Consider the following 18,405-nt stretch of genomic DNA (forward strand, 5'->3'; position numbering starts at 1 on the left):
TATGATTAAAACGGTTTAAAAAAAGCTAACCTAGTTATTACTAGATTAGCTTTTTTTAATTTATATATAAACTTAAAAACAAAAGAATACCTCATCCATCAAGAATTATTATTTGCTTTATCTAATGTCCCTAACATAAAACCTTCTAATTTTAATTCTGTGAATAGGACTTTTAATCTCGGTATCAGGAAAAATACAGTGAATATAGAGAATAAAAATGGATATGGGCTATAAATAAATAAAAAACTATTTATTTTATGATCAATATCCGATAAAAATTTTAATAAGTCTACATCCAGATATTTATACCATTCATTTATAAATGGTATAAATAAACTATTCCAAATAAATAAATAAAACAAAATACGATTATTATATCTTAATTGATCACAATCTAAAGGATAACTCCAGATGCTTTCAAGTTTTTTTTGTAACTTTATTAAACAACAACATAGTAAATTAAAAATACTTAAGAGTGTATAACCATTGTAATCAATAAAAAAATTGCTAAATAGATAAAAAATAATTAAAACGAAGACTACGATATAGCAGAAAAAAAATTGCAACTTAGATAAACGATGCTTAGAGTAAGCAATCTCGTACTTATGTTTAAAGTTTTCATATACTTTAAGCCATTTTTCTTGCGTCATAATCCCATTGCTACTAATACCTGATTTTTGAAAATATTCTTCTGTATTAGAACGATAACTCCATCTGAAGATATTAATAACCAAAATTATAATAAAACCAAAAAAGGCAATTTGAATAAGGTCTTTTGATTCATAATTAGATTTCAAATAGAAAAAATAAATCATATCATCCATTAAACCAGGTATAAGCATATTACCAACGAAAGACATTAAAAAAAAGATGTACGTCGTATACATGAAAAATTTAAAAATTCGTATGCTATGTTCAGGATTTTCTAAAAAATTAAAATTAATTCTCATTTTTATCGGTCGTTTTCATTCCAATTATATTATTTAAAAATATATATAACATAATAATATCAATCCCTTCTAAAATCTTGAAGTTTAATAAACAATATTTGTATTTAAGCATAACAATAATATAAATAAGATATAACGGTTGATTACTATAAGAAATAAAAAACCACAATTAATAAAAAATTGTTTTAAACATAATGAAAAAAAATTATGGGAGGTATATATAAATTACCTAGCATAGATATGAAAAAAATAGGTCATATACATAAAAACCTTGCACACCCAGATTGTATGATCTGGCTTTTTTAAAAAGCAGCATTTCATTGTCAAATAAACCTAAATAAAACAAAATTTAACATCTAATCCGACAAGCCTTCTCAGGTCCATAATAACATAAGGTAAATCCACCTAAAAAATAAAATACGGAACATAAAAAATTCATATGAATAAATTTTACTGGCAATCTAAGACATGAACTCAAGCATGTAGAAGCCAATTTTCTTATTTTGGACCATTTATTACCCGCAGCAGAACAAATCGCACCTAGAAAATAAGGACATGAACTACAAATAAAACGTTTGTCTCGTTTAAGAGTAATATCTTCCTCATTATTACTATAAATTCCTTGTACTTGTTGACCATCTGAAAAATAAAACTTAGAATCTTCTATTTCCAAACCATCTATTTTAGCAACAGAAACAAAAGTCCCATCGGCCATTTTACCTCTTGTATGAATAAGTTGCCCTACTTTTTCCTGCTTATCATTATTATAAATATCCCTCGTCACAAAAGTTTGCTTAAACCCCGAACCCATCTTAATCACTATCTGATTTTTAACCTCAGGTGATAAGTAATCAGCTAATTTACTGATATTTAATCTGAAAATCTCCGTAGTTTCGATTGTCCTAGGTATATAAAAACCAGCTTCATTTAACTTAATTTCCAAATTATTCAGACTTAACTGATCTTTATAAAGATCTTTTCTTACACGATATGAATTGAATTTTTTAATTGACACATTTTTAGGATTATTTAGGGCATCTGCCAATTTAGTACAATTTTCATTTTTTAAAACATCATCATCGGAACCCTTGGCTAATAAATCTCCATCGTCTGTACGATCTACACTCATTGGATCAGAAATAACACTACTAACATTATCTGGTAATGCAACTTCTCCAAAAGAAAAAGATGAAAATCCCACAGCAAAAGAAGTGGATATCATTAATATTTTTTTAAATACATACTTTCGAAACAAAACCATCATCCCCTCAAATGTTTAGTTTGGGGTATTTTGTATAAATGTATAGATTCAAAAATATATACTTGATTTATAGATGGTAAATATCTGATATAAAAATTCTCTGAAGCAAAAATAATACAAGAGTAGATTTTGGTTATCCCATGTTAAAGATAACTATTATAATCTAGAGGTGACTGCATACAAAATCCCCTTGTGTCCAATGATGACCATAATATGAACATGTTGATTGTATCACATAACCAACGATCATAATAGTAGCTAAAAAAAATATATATCCTAATGCTAACTTAATGTAATTTAAATACAAAAATAGACATTATAATATATTTTAGTAAATTCGATTAAGTTCTTAAAACGAGTTTGGGAAAAAACTCAATATTAGTCATTAGTAACATTTTTTTTATCTTCAAATTGTTCTAAATAATTTACATTGAAGATACTTTCTAGTTTTAATTCCATTATTAATACTTTTAATCTAGGAATTATGAATAAAATAACAAACATGCATCCAGCAGTTTTTGATATATAATTTAGATAATAAATTGTGTTGTCAAAAAATACATAAAAATCATCATCTATATACTCGTATAAATATTTGTACCATTCGTTGATGAAAGGTATAAACAAACTGTAAATGGCTACCAGATAAATTAGTATACGATTTTCATATCTAATATCATTGCGATCCCTTGGATAAGACCACTTATCCTCTAATTTTTTTTGTAATTTGATTAGCCCACACCATATTAAATTAAAAACACTTAAAAGTGTAAATCCATTAAAATTTATCAGATAAGTAAATGGATATATTATAATAAATATAAATGATAAAATATAACAAGCTAAAAAACTTAGCTTAGACAAACCGTGTTTACTATTAGCCAACTTATATTTATTTTTAAAGTTCTCATATGACTTAAGCCATTTTTCATTTGTCATACTACCATAACTAGTGATGTCTTCTTTTTTATACTCTTCCTCTGTCTTAACACGATGAAATATCAACCCATTTATCAAAATAGTTAACATTAAAATCAATATTAACACAGCTAAAAACTTGCCATCAAATAATGTATAATTTTGCGAATCATAGATAAGAAAATCAAAAATATAAACAATTAAACCTATGAATGAAGGTATAAAATAATTACCCCCCACAGACACTAAAAAGAAGAAATAAGTCATGTAAATAAATGATTTTAAAAAGTTAACCTTATATAAAAAATTTTTAAAAAGATTAGATCTCATTAGAACACCATAAATATTTTATTAAAAAAGAAAACAACATATTAACCCCCCTAAAAATATCTGAGCAAAATGATCAAAATATTAACAAACATCACGACAAGCATAAGAGCTCGATGCATTACATAAGGTAAATCCACCTACGAAGCAAAATCCAATACATGCCCATTTAAAGTAGGGTATAGGTATTTTAAATTGCAAACATCGACTTACACATTTCTTAGTAAAATTTCTTTTATAATTATAAATCCCCCCCGCCAAACTACAAATAGAACTTACATAAAAAGAACAATTATTACAAAACCACCTTTTAATAGAACGCTTTTCACGTTTATCAACATTATCTTGTGTATAATCATCAATATTAACTTCTTTTCCATCAGAGAAATAAATCTTTGTATATTTATCATCTATAACATCTATTTGTGCAAAAGCCATAAAAGTACCATCAAACATCTTGCCACGTGTGTGAAGTAATTGGCCTACTTTGTTATCACCACTAATGCTATATATATCCCTTAGCATAAAATTTTTATTAAAACTTGGCCCAAACCTATTCTCAACATGTTGTTTAAATTCTGAAGGCAAGTAATAAGCTAATTTACTGATATTTAATCTGAAAATCTCCGTAGTTTCGATTGTCCTAGGTATATAAAAACCAGCTTCATTTAACTTAATTTCCAAATTATTCAGACTTAAATGATCTTTATAAAGATCTTTTCTTACACGATATGAATTGAATTTTTTAATTGACACATTTTTAGGATTATTTAGGGCATCTGCCAATTTAGTACAATTTTCATTTTTTAAAACATCATCATCGAAACCCTTGGCTAATAAATCTCCATCGTCTGTACGATCTACACTCATTGGATCAGAAATAACACTACTAACATTATCTGGTAATGCAACTTCTCCAAAAGAAAAAGATGAAAATCCCACAGCAAAAGAAGTGGATATCATTAATATTTTTTTAAATACATACTTTCGAAACAAAACCATCATCCCCTCAAATGTTTAGTTTGGGGTATTTTGTATAAATGTATAGATTCAAAAATATATACTTGATTTATAGATGGTAAATATCTGATATAAAAATTCTCTGAAGCAAAAATAATACAAGAGTAGATTTTGGTTATCCCATGTTAAAGATAACTATTATAATCTAGAGATGACTGCATACAAAATCCCCTTGTGTCCAATGATGACCATAATATGAACATGTTGATTGTATCATATAACCCAAGATCATAATAGTCGCTAAAAAAAATATATATCCTAATTCTAACTTAATGTAATTTAAATACAAAAATAGACATTATAATATATTTTAGTACATTTAATCACGTTCTTAGCGCCGGTCTTTTGTTTAGATTCTTAAAATCTCTTTGAATTAGGTTCTTAAACTCTCTTTGAATTAGGTTCTTAAACTCTCTTTGAATTAAATTCTTAAACTATATTAGTATTAGTTTTATATCAAGATGATATATAAGATTAAAAACTAATTTGATAAAAATCATGGTTATTAGTAATACTAAATATAAGAACAAAAATATTATTATAATAAATATTTGTTTAAATGCAATTATTTAAATAAATTAGTAAAATTTTATACAAATAAGCAATTTATATAAAAAACGATATCTGCAAACCTTTTTAATAAAAGGATCACGATATCGTTTGTAAACAAATACTCTAAAAAACATACAGAATAATACTAAGGCAACACTAAACTACATCATGCCGCCCATTCCGCCCATTCCACCCATGCCGCCCATGCCTGGAGGCATGCCTACATCTCCGCCCATACCGCCACTTTTTTCTTCTTCAGGCTCGTCTGTAATCATAACTTCAGTTGTGATTAACATACAAGCAATTGAAGCAGCATTTTGCAAAGCTGTACGGGTAACTTTAACTGGATCAACAATACCTTCTTCGATCATATCGACCCATGAAGATGTTAAAACATCAAAACCTGTACCAGCTGGTTTGGATTCTAACTCGTTTATCATCACAGCAGGTTCTAAGCCAGCATTGGAACAAATGCAACGTAAAGGTGCTTTTAAAGCAAGCAACACTGTACGAACACCTGTCATCTCATCTGGAGAAAGTTTACTCTTGCTTAAGAATTTCTTAACAGCTGCAGATGCACAAGCTAAAGCAGTTCCACCACCAGGTATAATACCTTCTTCAACAGCAGCACGTGTTGAGTTCAATGCGTCCTCAATACGATATTTTTTCTCTTTAAGTTCTGTTTCTGTTGGAGCACCTACACGAACAACGGCTACACCACCAGAAAGTTTAGCTAAACGTTCCTGTAGTTTCTCTTTATCAAAATCAGAAGTTGTATTTTTAATTTGCTCAGAGATCTGATTAACGCGTTTCTTAATATCAGCACTATTGCCCTTACCTTCAACGATAATGCAATTGTCTTTAGAAACACGAACTTTATTAGCACGACCAAGCATTTGTAAATTGGCCGATTTCAATTCAAGACCAACTTCTTCAGAAATTAAGGATCCACCTGTTAAAATAGCAATGTCTTGTAGCATATCTTTACGACGGTCACCAAAACCAGGTGCTTTAACAGCTACAGCTGTAAATGTACCCCGAAGTTTGTTGACGACTAAAGTAGCTAAAGCTTCACCTTCAAGATCTTCAGAAACAATCAATAATTGTTTGCCTTGTTGAGCCACTTTTTCAAGTACAGGCAAAATATCTTGAACATTACCAATTTTCTTATCAGTAATCAAGATGTACGGATCTTCAAGTATTGATTCCATCTTCTCTGTATCGGTAATCATATAAGGAGAGATATACCCACGATCAAATTGCATACCTTCAACAATTTCTAAGTCAGTCTGGAATCCTTTGGATTCTTCAACAGTAATGATACCATTTTGACCGACTTTCTCCATCGCATCAGCTATCAAAGAACCTATTTCTTTGCAGTTAGCCGAAATAGTAGCAACCTGAGCGATAGAATCTCTACCTTTAATAGGCTTAGAAATTTTCTTAATATCTTCTACAACAACAGCTACAGCTTTTTCAATCCCGCGCTTTAAAGCTAAAGGATCAGCACCTGCAGCTACGTTTTTAAAACCAAATTCAACAAAAGCTTGGGCTAGAACAGTCGCTGTAGTTGTACCATCACCAGCTACATCGTTGGTTTTAATAGCAACCTCTTTAACCAACTGAGCTCCCATATTTTCAAACTTGTCGCTTAAATCGATTTCCTTAGCAATAGTTACCCCATCATTAGTAATAATAGGTGAACCAAATTTACGATCTAAAACATTGTAACGACCACTAGGTCCTAAGGTAATTTTCACAGCATCTGCTAAAACCTTTATCCCAGACAGAATTTTCCGTCTAGCATCTTCAGCAAATAAAGTGCGTTTAGACAAAATAAACATCTCCTTCCCTTGGTAAAAAAATAACTTAAGAATTAAGAAAACAATAAGTAAATTTTAATAATAATAAGCGCATAAAAATATCAGCGCAATATATTAATTTATGAATAAAACGAAAATAATATGATCTGAATTTTTAAGAAATAACAGCTAAAACATCACTTTCGCGCAGAACCAAATATTCTTTGTCCCCATGTTTAATCTCAGTACCGGAATATTTAGAATAAATAACAACATCGCCAACTTTTAAATCCATGGAAATTCTTTTTCCTTTGTCATCAACACGTCCAGGGCCAACCGCTAAAACTTTACCTTCTTGCGGTTTTTCTTTTGCAGTGTCTGGTAATACAATCCCACTAGCAGTTTTCATTTCTTTTTCAACTGCTTCTAGGACGACACGGTCTCCCAAAGGTTTGAGCATAATGAACCGCCTCCTTAAAAAGTTTTTAGCAAAATATTAATTGATAGAGTTGTGGTTAGCACTCATATACATTGAGTGCTAACACCTACATCTCATGATAGATGTTAATGGAGAAAATATCAAGACATTTTACAAAAAAAATCCTCGCATATGGTTTTAATCTTTATGATAAGATATCCGAGAATATAATATGTTTTTAATAATATTTATTCATAATTAATCATTAATTTAAAAATTAAAACTTATATAAAAAAATATGCATATATAATATATATTATATATGCAACGAAACACTTGGCGATGCTAAATAGGGGATAGGATCCTCAAAACCACATTCACGAAAACCTATGCGACGAAGACAACACCTATCACACTTACCGCAAGCTTTATCAAAACCTTGATAACAAGATATCGTTAACTCATACGGAACCTTTAATTGCAAACCCCAAGCAATCGTTTCAGCTTTACTACATCGCAACAAAGGTGTACGCATGATAGGGGCTTGTCCTTGCTGACCAGCTTTGGTAGATTCTTTAACAATATCTTGAAAAGCATTGATAAATTCCGGTCGACAATCTGGATAATGATCATAATCTAGCGAACTAACACCAACATATATCATAGGTGCTTTAATCATTTCGGCGTAAGCTACTGCACAAGAAAAAAACACGAGATTACGAGCAGGCAAATAGTCAAGTGCTTCATTGTCAACTTTATCAAAATTAAACGGTACATCCACAGGATGAGTTAGATAACCAGCATCTTTATGAAACCATAATGGTAAAGGTATAATATGATGGTATTTACTAACATTATAATATTTAGCTATAGCTTGTGCACAAGCTACTTCCTTAGCATTCCTTTGACCATAAACCATGGTCAAAGGATAAACTTGAAACCCCTCTGAAATCGCAATAGCTGTACAAGTGGCACTATCTAAGCCACCACTCAACAGAACAACAGCTCGCTTTTTCATCATTATAAAACTCCTTTTGCGAATTATTGAAATTTAAATAGCCAAAAAATAATTTTAAGACTGTAAAATCTTCAATAAAATTGGCTAAAAAACGAAAACAAAATAAAAACATCATCAGCATATTCTTCTATGCCAGGTATGAAACGACCTCCTTAAGGAAATTATAAATATTTATCTATTGGAATTATTAATAAAAATCCAACTATAAACAAAAATATAACCAAGCTATGTTAATTCAAAAAATATGAATGATAAAAAAATACATAAAGATAAAAAAACATAAGAAATATCATTAAATGTATATTTAATGATAATATTCCAAAAATTATAGATAAATCGATATGCTAAAAAATACTTTAATGTTATGTATAATTTTTTGTATTTATATGAAGCTGGATTTTTATTATATTTATATGCAAATTAAACTTAATTAGAATTCAATGATTTCTGATTATCGTTTAAATATAAAAATAGTTTAAATATAAAAATAGTTTAAATAAAAATCAATTATGCAAATAATTAAGTATTAAGTATTAAGTACATGTTACTTGTACAGAAATATTAATATAACCGATTAATAATGGTGTAATTTAAACAAAAAAATAGCCATTAATATAGCTTTTTGTGTATTAAATTAGGTTCTTAAACACTATTTAACATGGGTTATTGGGCAAGATCAGGTTAAAAAATGTCGTCTAACTAAAAATATAAATATCAACCAGCCAAGGAAAATTAAGCAAAAAATATTTTATGCATATTTATATCCTATGCTTTTAAACTATAAAAGCTGGTCAATGATTACCATAAATATAAAATAATAATATTATTAAATACATAAATTTACAGCTTACTATCATATGATTTCTATCTTATTGTTTATTGTTTATTGTTTGTTGTTTGTTGTTTGTTGTTTATTGTTTGTTGTTTGTTGTTTGTTGCAAATTAATGATATTTAAATTTCAATCTTCTTTTTGCCACTAATATCTTTATTAGACGTTTTAGGTTTGTTTTTGAAGTATGCTTCTTTTAATTTAACGACAAAAAATTCTAATTTGGTTAACCAATCTAATGGTGAAAGTTGTTTGCGGAAAATAATGCTAATTCTTCTTGTAGGTGTAATACGTATTGTACCGCTCAGTGAATTAGAAATAATTAGTAGTGAATTGCGATTATGATTGTTGTGCCAAGCTTCGGTAAGTTGTATGGTAACTTCTTTGTTCTTTTGTTCTATTGAATGTATGCCATAAAGCATAGATCCAACACGTAATTTAGCTATACGTATAAGAGAATCAACAGGTTCTGGAAACATACCGAAACGGTCTTGCCATTCTTCAGAAACATCATCAATTTCTTTGATAGAAGAAGTGGCTCTAATTCTTTGATAACATTCAATTTTCTGTCGTTCATCATTGATATAAGTTGGAGGTAAATATGCATCGATCGCCAGTTGTATTTGTGGTTCAATAATCTCTATTTTTATTTCTTCTGATTTTTGACCACGAAGTTCACTGACAGCATCTTTTAACATTTGACTATATAGTTCAAATCCTACGCTAGCTATATGTCCATGTTGTTCCGCACCTAATAAGTTACCTGCACCTCTAATCGATAAATCACGCATAGCAATCTTAAAACCCGATCCAAGTTCGGTAAATTCTTTGATAGCCTGTAATCTTTTTTCAGCAATTTCTGTTAAAATTTTATCAGGTTGATAAGTGAAGTAGGCGTATGCTATACGATTTGAACGCCCAACGCGACCTCTAAGTTGGTAAAGTTGTGATAAGCCCATGAGGTCTGCACTATGGATGATCAATGTATTAACATTGGGTATATCAACGCCTGTTTCGATAATCGATGTGCTGACCAAAATATCATATTTATTATTTAAAAAATCAATCATAGTTTGCTCTAATTCAACTTCAGCCATTCGTCCATGTGCTACTGCTACACGTGCTTCTGATACTAAATTCCTTAATTGATCAGCCATTTTATCGATTGTTTCAACTCTGTTATATAAAAAATACACTTGTCCATTACGACCTAGTTCACGTTCTATCGCTTCTCGAACTAATGTATCGGAGTACTCTAAAACATATGTTTGTACAGGAAAACGATTTTCTGGAGGTGTCTCGATAATTGAAAGATCACGGGCACCCATCATGGCCATGTGTAATGTACGAGGGATAGGTGTAGCTGATAAGGTTAAAACATCCACAGAGCATTGTAATTGTTTAATCCGTTCTTTATGCTTTACACCAAAACGTTGTTCTTCATCGATGATCAATAACGATAATTTCTTGTATACAACATCTTTAGAAAGTAAGCGGTGTGTACCGATAACAATATCTACTGTGCCATTAGCTAAGCCTAAGATAGTATCTTTTTGGCCCTTACGAGAACCAAAGCGACTTAATACAGCTAAGTTAATCGGATAACCAGAGAAACGTTCCTTAAATGTTTCATAATGCTGTTGAGCCAAGATCGTTGTTGGTACTAAAACAACAACTTGTTTACAATCCATGACCGCTTTAAAAGCCGCTCTTATAGCTACTTCTGTTTTACCATATCCTACATCTCCACATAGGAGGCGATCCATCGGTTGTACTTTTTCCATATCACGTTTAATCTCTTCAATCGAGCGTAATTGATCAGGAGTCTCCTCGTAGGGAAAAAGTGCTTCAAATTCTGATTGCATAGACGTATCTGTGGAAAAAGAATGTCCTCTAGCCTCTTGTCTCTCAGCGTATAGGCAGATTAAGTCTTTAGCAATGTCTTTAACTGACGATCGAACTTTATTTTTAACGCGACTCCATTCAGCACTCCCTAAACTATATACTTTAGGTTTCTGATCTTCGCTACCAGCATATTTTTGCACTTGGTCAATTTGTTCGACTGGTACATATAATTTGTCATTACCCGAATATTGTACATGCAAGTAATCTTTGTGCAGACCACCTACACGAAGTGTCTCTATACCCGCATAGCGACCAATACCATGGTTAATATGAACCACATAATCTCCGGGTTTTAACTCCTGATAATCTTTAATCTTCTCAGCATGATCATCGCTATGCGGACGCCTTCTTGCTTTGCGTTGTTGCTTAGTAAAAATCTCGCTTTCAGTCAAAATGACCAAGCGTAAAAAGCTGAGTTCAAAACCACTAGAGAGATTGCCTGTTTTAAAAACAACCTGTTTATTGGATCCATCTACTAAAATACCATATTCATTTAATACAGAAATAAGACGATTCATACGTTCCTGAGAACTAGCAACAATCATAATATGGTATTTAGCATTAATCCACCTTTCCCATTCAGCTTTAAAAACGTTCATTTGGCTGTGAAATTGTTGCATGCTTCTACATGTCATTTGAACGATTTGATTGGGTTGCATAAATGAGACTTTACGCATAAAAAGTGAAAAATAGATACATTGATGTTTATCTAAACCCCAAGGATTATGAACTTTACGAGAAAGCGGAATAGGTAAAGTTTTCCATTCGGTTTCTTCTAATTCCATTTGCCTGCTTATTTCGTATGTACGCGCAGGTTCATCTACGACGAATAGTGCTTGACTAGAAATATATGAAAGAATGCTGGTAACATCAGGATATATGACACTTATATATTTATATATCCCATCAGGCATAGTCCCATTTTCTAAAAGCGATATATCTTTGTATACACTTTCTTGATGAACTATACTTTGTTTTGAATCTTTTCTATTTTCCATATATTTCTCTAAAATATCTTTTATAACTTGGCTAGAGGCCTTACATTGATGACTATTTGCAAAATATTCTTTAGCAGGGCTAATCATTAATTGTGTCTGTTTACTAATAGAAAGTTGATCAACAGGGTTAAAACACCTTATAGAAGAAACGTTATTTTCATCCCATTCTAAGCGAAATGGCTTATCATTCGATGGAGGATATATATCTAAAATACCACCACGTATACCAAACTCACCCTTTTGCTCTACCCTATTAACCATCTTATATCCTACATCTAATAAATAAGCTTTTATATCTTGCAATTCCACTGTTTGATTAAGGGAAATAACTTTATAAGCAGACAGCAACGTATGTTTCGATAAAAAAAACTTACGCATAACTAAAAAAGGAAGGATAAGCACACCCTGGAAACCATTAGCTAAACGAGTCAATACATTTAATCGCTCACCTAAAGTAGTTTTTTCCTCCTGAATAAGCTCAGCTATATTCCAAGCATGCGCTGGATACAAAAGAACTTCATTAGCAGGCAAGATTTCACAAATATCCTCATAAGCTTTTTGTGCGGAATTAGCATTATGTGTGATCAATACGATAGGACGCTTAGAAAAACGATATAAAGCTGCGAGATATAATACACGAGCAGACCCTGTCAATCCTGTTATAAGTTGTTCAAGCATACCTTGATGTAAACCCTTCATCACATCCATAAAATATCGATCCTGTGCCACAAAACGAAGTAATGATTCCAAACAGGGCCCCTCCTTTAATAAATTATCAATATCAATACCAATATTAGAATATATTGATTTTGCATAATATATACAAATACAAAAAATATTTAGAAATATATCAAAAATGGATTTATAAATATAAAAGAAAAATAACTTTATATACTTAATTTAATATTTTAGCAATTAATGATAGATTTTTTTAAAAACTAGCAATATAAAATAAGCCTCGGCACAAAAAGCCAAGACTAAATCAAATAGCCAAATATTACAAAAAAATCTTTATGAAAAAATACTACTGAATCAAATAAGAAACGAGTAATAATTCAGGATTATTTTCCAATGATTCTTGACACAATTCACAAATAACATTTACTTTACTATGCCCATCAGAATCCACCGATATAATATCGGCACGTTCATCAGGTGTCAATTTATCTAAACCTAGTTGCGCCTCTGTGAGTGATGAAACATCTAACTTTCCTAATCTTTGATTGCAGTATCGGCAAAAATATTGAAATAGCAAATAAAAGCCCCCTTATATCGAAACTACTAACTAGTATCGACATAAGGGTAAAAAACATGCCTTATTTATCATCAATATCTCCGCGTATTATTTGCATCAATTTTCAGTTTGATTCACCGTCTGCATAGCTAAAGAAATATTTTTTGTTTTCACAAAGATCTCTGCAGCATTAGATGCCTTTTGGATGATTTGTTGTAAATCTTCCAATTCATCTTTATGAAAAGAACCTAACACATGGTCTGTTAAAGACCACCCATTTGGAACAGATCCAATACCAACACGTAACCGAGGAATATCAATTGAACCAATACTATCGATAATGGACTTTATGCCATTATGTCCTCCAGAGCTGCCTTTAGATCGCAAACGCAACCGACCAAACGGTAAAGAAAAATCATCATAAATAATACAGATATTATAATATGATAAATTTTCTTTTGTTAAAACATCATCACTATAAAGAATTTCCTTGTGTGAATATAACCATTCTTTAAGAGCCTTGCCGGATAAATTCATATAAGTAAGGGGTTTCATAAGAAAAATATCATCATATGTAATACCAAAATCTTCTAAGCTTATCTTGGTTATCTGCATATTTTTAGATTCCGACCATGTCGATCTATATTTATCCGCTAAATAGTCAACAACCATAAAACCTATATTATGCCTTGTATCTTGATATTCGGCCCCTTTATTTCCTAAACCAACAATCAATTTCAATTTAAGTCGAACCTTCTTCTTTCGCATCCGTACCAGCATCTTCTGATTTTGTACCGCGTTGAGGTAAAATAACAGTTATAACAGTTGTATTAAGTTCAGCACACAACTCCACGCCTTCAGACAATTTTATATGCTTAGCCATTAATGAATCACCTATGACAAGGTTAGTTACATCTATCTCTAACTCAGAAGGCATATTTTGCGGTAAACAACGAACAGTTAAGGAACGTACAAGTATCTGTAAAACTCCGCCCTCGCGAACACCTTTAGATATACCAATAGGTTTTAAAGTTACTTTAGCTTCAACAGGTCTATCTTGTGAAACGGCCAAAAAGTCCACATGGATTATTTGGTCATTTATTGGGTGTTTCTGCATAGAACGCACTAGTACAGGATAATTACGATCTTCTATTTTAAGATCAAAAAATGGTTGATCAGAATTAACAACACTCTTCAAAAATATAGCATGGTCAACATGCACAGAACCTAAAACTTCACCACCACCATAAACAATAGCAGGTAAACGACCTTGACGACGCAAACGACCATTTTCACCTTTGGACGTTTTAACACGTGATACTGCATCTAAGACTATCACAAATATTTTTCACCCCAGTTATTATAAAAAAAGATATAAAATTTAATAAAAATTTTCTTGTAAATAAAACTTGGTTTTTGCTTACTTAATGGAACAATTTGCTCACAGATTGTTCATTGTGAACACGAATGATAGCCTCGCCCATTAAAGATGCTACCGAACGAACACAAATATTAGGTAATTTTTTATTTTCCGGTAAAGGGATTGTATCTGTAACAATCATTTCTGCTATTTGAGATGCCATGATTCTTTCAATAGCAGGACCTGACAAGACGGGATGTGTACAACAAACATAAACATCACGAGCACCACGCTTTAACAAAGCTTGCGATGCCGTCATAATCGTACCCGCTGTATCAACAATATCATCTACGATAATAGCCGTTTTATCCTTAACATCGCCTACTATGTTCATCACTTCTGCAACATTTGGTTCAGGACGACGTTTATCTATAATGGCAATAGGAGCTAATAACCTTTCAGCTAAGCGACGCGCACGAATAACACCTCCGTGATCAGGAGATACCACAACAGCATTACCTAATCCCTTATCACGAAAATATTCAGCTAAAATAGGTACACCAACTAAATGATCGACGGGGATATTAAAAAATCCTTGGATCTGCGTAGCATGTAAATCCATCGAAATCAAACGATCAGCACCAGATGTTTCGATTAAATTAGCAACCAGTTTAGCCGTAATAGGATCCCTAGCACGAGTTTTGCGATCTTGACGTGCATAACCATAATAGGGCATAACCACATTTATTGTACCCGCCGAAGCACGCTTTAGGGCATCTACCATAACTAAAAGTTCCATCAAATTGTGGTTAACAGGTTTGCAAGTCGACTGAATAACGTAAACATCAGACCCACGAACACTTTCATTAAGCTTAACACAGATTTCGCCATCACTAAAACTATCGACGGAAGCATCACCCAAAGGTATCCCGATATGATCACAAATCTTTTTAGCCAAGATCACGTTTGCATTACAACTGAAAATCTGTAGGCGGAAATTTGCCATACGCCTGCTCCTTAAAGTTATTTCAGCTCATCCATCAACCATTTTTTAGCATAACCTTCTTTAATGACTTGGCGTTTACGAGCAACAGCCAATGAATAATCCGGCACGTTATTTGTGATTGTTGAACCAGCTGCTACATAAGATGCTCTTCCTATATCCACAGGAGCCACCAGATTAACATTACATCCCACAAAAGCATGATCATCAATATGCGTCTCGCACTTCTTACGACCATTATAATTAACTGTTACAGCACCACAACCAATATTAACACCTTTACCTACAAGGGAATCACCTAAATATGATAAATGAGGTACTTTAGATTTTTCGCCAATTTGAGCATTTTTCAAATCAACAAAAGATCCTACTTTTACATCGTGGGCCAATATAGTCCCTGGCCTTAGTTGCGCAAAAGGACCGATAGAAACCCCGCTAGCTATATTCACTTGATCTAAAACAGAAAAAGTGATTTTATTACCCTCGCCTAAATGACAATTGGTAATATCGACATTTGGTCCTAGAAAACAATTCTCACCAATAACTGTCTTACCTCTTAAAAAAACATCAGGTTCAATAACAGTATCTTTACCTATAATGACATCAGATTCTATATAAGTTCTACTTGGATCTAACATAGTTACACCATTAATCAGATGCCTGTTAATAATTTGACGCTGAAGTACACTATGAGCAAAAGCTAATTGCGACCTATCATTGACGCCCAAAGATTCCCATGATTCAGCTAATTGGAAAACGCTAATTTTACGCTGTTTTTTTAGCAAAAGTTGTAATATTTCAGGCAAATAATATTCGCCTTGTTGATTGTTTTTATTTAAATGAGGTAGTTCATTAAACAAATCAGAAGTTTTAAAAACATATGTACCTGTGTTAATTTCCTGAATAAGTTTATCTTCAGAACTGGCATCACTATCTTCAACAATAGAGATCACAAATCCATGCTCATCACGCAATATTCTACCATACCCAGCCGGATTTTCCAGGAAGGACGTTAATAAAGTCATAGCTGATCTTTTTCGTTTATGGACTTCTAGAAGTTTGGTTAATGTATCTTCTGTAATCAGTGGGTTATCACCATTTAAAATCAGTACATTGCCAGATGCATTCTTCAAGTAAGGTCTAACTTGAAGAACAGCATGACCCGTACCCCCTAGCTCCTCCTGTAAAACAAACTGAGGTGTCTGATGGGATCGGGCCTTAATATGTGCTTGTACCTCATCAGCGTCATGACCCACAACAACAAAAACTTTTGTAGGAGACAAAGACCAAGCTTTTTGTAAAACATGATCAATCATCGCTAACCCACATAGAGGATGAAGAACCTTGTGCAGTTTAGATTGCATCCGCTTCCCACTACCCGCAGCCAACACAATAACATACAAAGGATCCAAATTATTCGCTCCTCTTTCAAGGGAAATTATTTCAAAATATACAATGTAAAGTAAAATAAATGCCGTAAAGTTAAAAACCCCAAGGTCACTCTTCGGAGAATTAATTAAAACAAAAAACCAAAATAGACAGAAACCAAGATAAGAAAAGAACAAAAATTCTTAAAAATATATTATAAATAAAACACAAGATAATCTAACCCTGGTGCTGATGACAGGATTCGAACCTGCGACCCCTTCATTACGAGTGAAGTGCTCTACCAGCTGAGCTACATCAGCGCACATAGAGAAAAAACAAAACTTTCATATGGAGGCGAGCGGAGTCGAACCGCTGTCCGAGAATCTCGACACGTCTGGTTCTCCGAGCGCAGACATTGTTTCCTGATCTCACCCTATGTGTGCAACAATGTCAAACAACATAGCGGCCAGCTAACACTTAACTTTCGCAAATAGATGGTTAGCCTTTCTATTCGCTAGCCCATAATACTACAATTATAAGACTATGTTATGTTTTCATGGGCAAAACATAACCAGTCCGTAGCTGCAACTATTAGGCAGCTACTGCAAAACCACTATTGAAATTCGGTTGAATACTTCTATTAAATTTGCCAGTTAAATTGAGATCTGCGTATTTAACGACGCCGCAGCCCGACGGCTCGCTACAGAAACGCTCGACCAATCCCCGTCGAAACCAATTACGCCCCCTTGCACATTCACATTGTAGCAGATGAATCAATCAATCGCAAGAAGCAAATATATAGTTATATTCAATTAGTGAAAATTAAATATGCCCAAGAATATAAATATATTCCTCAAAAGTAGTTGTATGCATAATTATCCGGTAAGAAAAAGCTCAAAACCTCCATCAAAATTCGCGTAAAAAACTATGGTCCAATCAATTTATGCATCACGAACAATATCTAAAAAAATAGCTAATGTTGATTCTTTTCTTTATAGGCACGTTCCATAGAGCGCAAAGCATCCTTTTTAGCAGCCATAGCTCGCTTATCGTAGTGCTTACGCCCTTTAGCTAAACCTAATTCTATTTTAGCAAAGCCTCTTTTTAGATATACACGTAACGGAACCATAGTCAAACCTTCTCGTTGAAGTTTACCTGTCAAACGGTCAATTTCACGACGATGAAAAAGCAACTTCCTCGTACGCAAAGAATCTACATTGTAGCGATTCCCAGGAGCAAAGGGGCTAATATGCATACCTAAGATTAATACTTCGCCATTGACAATACGCGCATATGCTTCTTTAATATGAGCTTTACATTTCCGCAAAGATTTTATTTCTGTCCCCGTCAGTACTAATCCCGCTTCTATTTTTTCTAAAATCTCATAATCATGATGAGCTTTTCGATTCTGTATTAAAACTTTAATACCTTCACTCATATT

The 18,405-nt window shown here is 32.3% G+C and carries 14 protein-coding genes, 1 tRNA gene and 1 other RNA gene; all 16 read right to left on the bottom strand.

All coding sequences use genetic code 11. The annotated features are described in order from the left end of the window. Positions 1-98 precede the first annotated feature (98 nt). The 16 genes from VS182_RS01390 to smpB all read right to left on the bottom strand — a co-directional run bounded on the left by VS182_RS01390 (position 99) and on the right by smpB (position 18,402). Positions 99-860 (bottom strand): hypothetical protein, encoded by a 762-nt coding sequence (locus VS182_RS01390; protein ID WP_479492664.1) that lies wholly within the window; start codon positions 858-860, stop codon positions 99-101. A gap of 439 nt (positions 861-1,299) precedes the next feature. Further along, positions 1,300-2,172 carry a hypothetical protein gene (locus VS182_RS01395; protein WP_479492665.1) on the bottom strand — a complete coding sequence of 291 codons (873 nt, stop codon included), beginning with the start codon at positions 2,170-2,172 and terminating at the stop codon, positions 1,300-1,302. A gap of 417 nt (positions 2,173-2,589) precedes the next feature. Further along, positions 2,590-3,228 (bottom strand): hypothetical protein, encoded by a 639-nt coding sequence (locus VS182_RS01400; protein ID WP_479492666.1) that lies wholly within the window; start codon positions 3,226-3,228, stop codon positions 2,590-2,592. A 312-nt stretch (positions 3,229-3,540) separates the two neighbouring features. Continuing rightward, a complete protein-coding gene (locus VS182_RS01405) occupies positions 3,541-4,419 on the bottom strand; it encodes a hypothetical protein (RefSeq protein ID WP_479492667.1) in 879 nt (292 codons plus the stop codon). A gap of 770 nt (positions 4,420-5,189) precedes the next feature. Further along, on the bottom strand, positions 5,190-6,863 hold the full coding sequence (gene groL / locus VS182_RS01410; protein WP_479484760.1) for a chaperonin GroEL: 1,674 nt from the start codon (positions 6,861-6,863) through the stop codon (positions 5,190-5,192). Positions 6,864-7,005: 142 nt separating this feature from the next. Further along, complete coding sequence (groES, locus tag VS182_RS01415; protein WP_479484761.1) at positions 7,006-7,290, bottom strand: co-chaperone GroES; 285 nt, start codon at positions 7,288-7,290, stop codon at positions 7,006-7,008. A gap of 274 nt (positions 7,291-7,564) precedes the next feature. After that, complete coding sequence (gene queC, locus VS182_RS01420) at positions 7,565-8,269, bottom strand: 7-cyano-7-deazaguanine synthase QueC (protein WP_479488778.1); 705 nt, start codon at positions 8,267-8,269, stop codon at positions 7,565-7,567. A 949-nt stretch (positions 8,270-9,218) separates the two neighbouring features. Next, a complete protein-coding gene (mfd, locus tag VS182_RS01425) occupies positions 9,219-12,749 on the bottom strand; it encodes a transcription-repair coupling factor (protein WP_479484763.1) in 3,531 nt (1,176 codons plus the stop codon). A gap of 274 nt (positions 12,750-13,023) precedes the next feature. Next, the gene (locus VS182_RS01430) at positions 13,024-13,254 is read right to left on the bottom strand and encodes an anti-sigma-F factor Fin (RefSeq protein WP_479484764.1); all 231 of its coding nucleotides are present in this window, start codon (positions 13,252-13,254) and stop codon (positions 13,024-13,026) included. A gap of 96 nt (positions 13,255-13,350) precedes the next feature. Next, positions 13,351-14,001: an aminoacyl-tRNA hydrolase gene (gene pth / locus VS182_RS01435; protein ID WP_479484765.1), complete on the bottom strand. Its 651-nt coding sequence runs from the start codon at positions 13,999-14,001 to the stop codon at positions 13,351-13,353. Next, positions 13,976-14,572: a 50S ribosomal protein L25 gene (locus VS182_RS01440; RefSeq protein ID WP_479484766.1), complete on the bottom strand. Its 597-nt coding sequence runs from the start codon at positions 14,570-14,572 to the stop codon at positions 13,976-13,978. The genes pth and VS182_RS01440 overlap by 26 nt, the downstream gene beginning before the upstream one ends. Positions 14,573-14,657: 85 nt before the next feature. After that, positions 14,658-15,599 carry a ribose-phosphate diphosphokinase gene (locus VS182_RS01445; protein ID WP_479484767.1) on the bottom strand — a complete coding sequence of 314 codons (942 nt, stop codon included), beginning with the start codon at positions 15,597-15,599 and terminating at the stop codon, positions 14,658-14,660. 17 nt (positions 15,600-15,616) lie between these two features. After that, complete coding sequence (gene glmU, locus VS182_RS01450; protein ID WP_479484768.1) at positions 15,617-17,008, bottom strand: bifunctional UDP-N-acetylglucosamine diphosphorylase/glucosamine-1-phosphate N-acetyltransferase GlmU; 1,392 nt, start codon at positions 17,006-17,008, stop codon at positions 15,617-15,619. Between the two features lie 200 nt (positions 17,009-17,208). Then, positions 17,209-17,284, bottom strand: a tRNA-Thr gene (locus tag VS182_RS01455). A 26-nt stretch (positions 17,285-17,310) separates the two neighbouring features. After that, positions 17,311-17,710, bottom strand: a transfer-messenger RNA (tmRNA) gene (ssrA, locus tag VS182_RS01460). 227 nt (positions 17,711-17,937) lie between these two features. Further along, positions 17,938-18,402, bottom strand: coding sequence for an SsrA-binding protein SmpB (gene smpB / locus VS182_RS01465; RefSeq protein WP_479484769.1), 465 nt, complete (start codon positions 18,400-18,402; stop codon positions 17,938-17,940). Positions 18,403-18,405 lie beyond the last annotated feature (3 nt).

The organism is Pasteuria ramosa (genome assembly GCF_056496785.1).

Coding starts and splice junctions, on each gene's coding strand:
- queC (WP_479488778.1), bottom strand. CDS start 8,269: ATGATGAAAAAGCGAGCTGTTGTTCTGTTGAGTGGTGGCTTAGATAGT.
- pth (WP_479484765.1), bottom strand. CDS start 14,001: ATGCGAAAGAAGAAGGTTCGACTTAAATTGAAATTGATTGTTGGTTTA.
- smpB (WP_479484769.1), bottom strand. CDS start 18,402: ATGAGTGAAGGTATTAAAGTTTTAATACAGAATCGAAAAGCTCATCAT.
- VS182_RS01395 (WP_479492665.1), bottom strand. CDS start 2,172: ATGATATCCACTTCTTTTGCTGTGGGATTTTCATCTTTTTCTTTTGGA.
- VS182_RS01405 (WP_479492667.1), bottom strand. CDS start 4,419: ATGATATCCACTTCTTTTGCTGTGGGATTTTCATCTTTTTCTTTTGGA.
- VS182_RS01445 (WP_479484767.1), bottom strand. CDS start 15,599: ATGGCAAATTTCCGCCTACAGATTTTCAGTTGTAATGCAAACGTGATC.
- VS182_RS01390 (WP_479492664.1), bottom strand. CDS start 860: ATGTCTTTCGTTGGTAATATGCTTATACCTGGTTTAATGGATGATATG.
- groES (WP_479484761.1), bottom strand. CDS start 7,290: ATGCTCAAACCTTTGGGAGACCGTGTCGTCCTAGAAGCAGTTGAAAAA.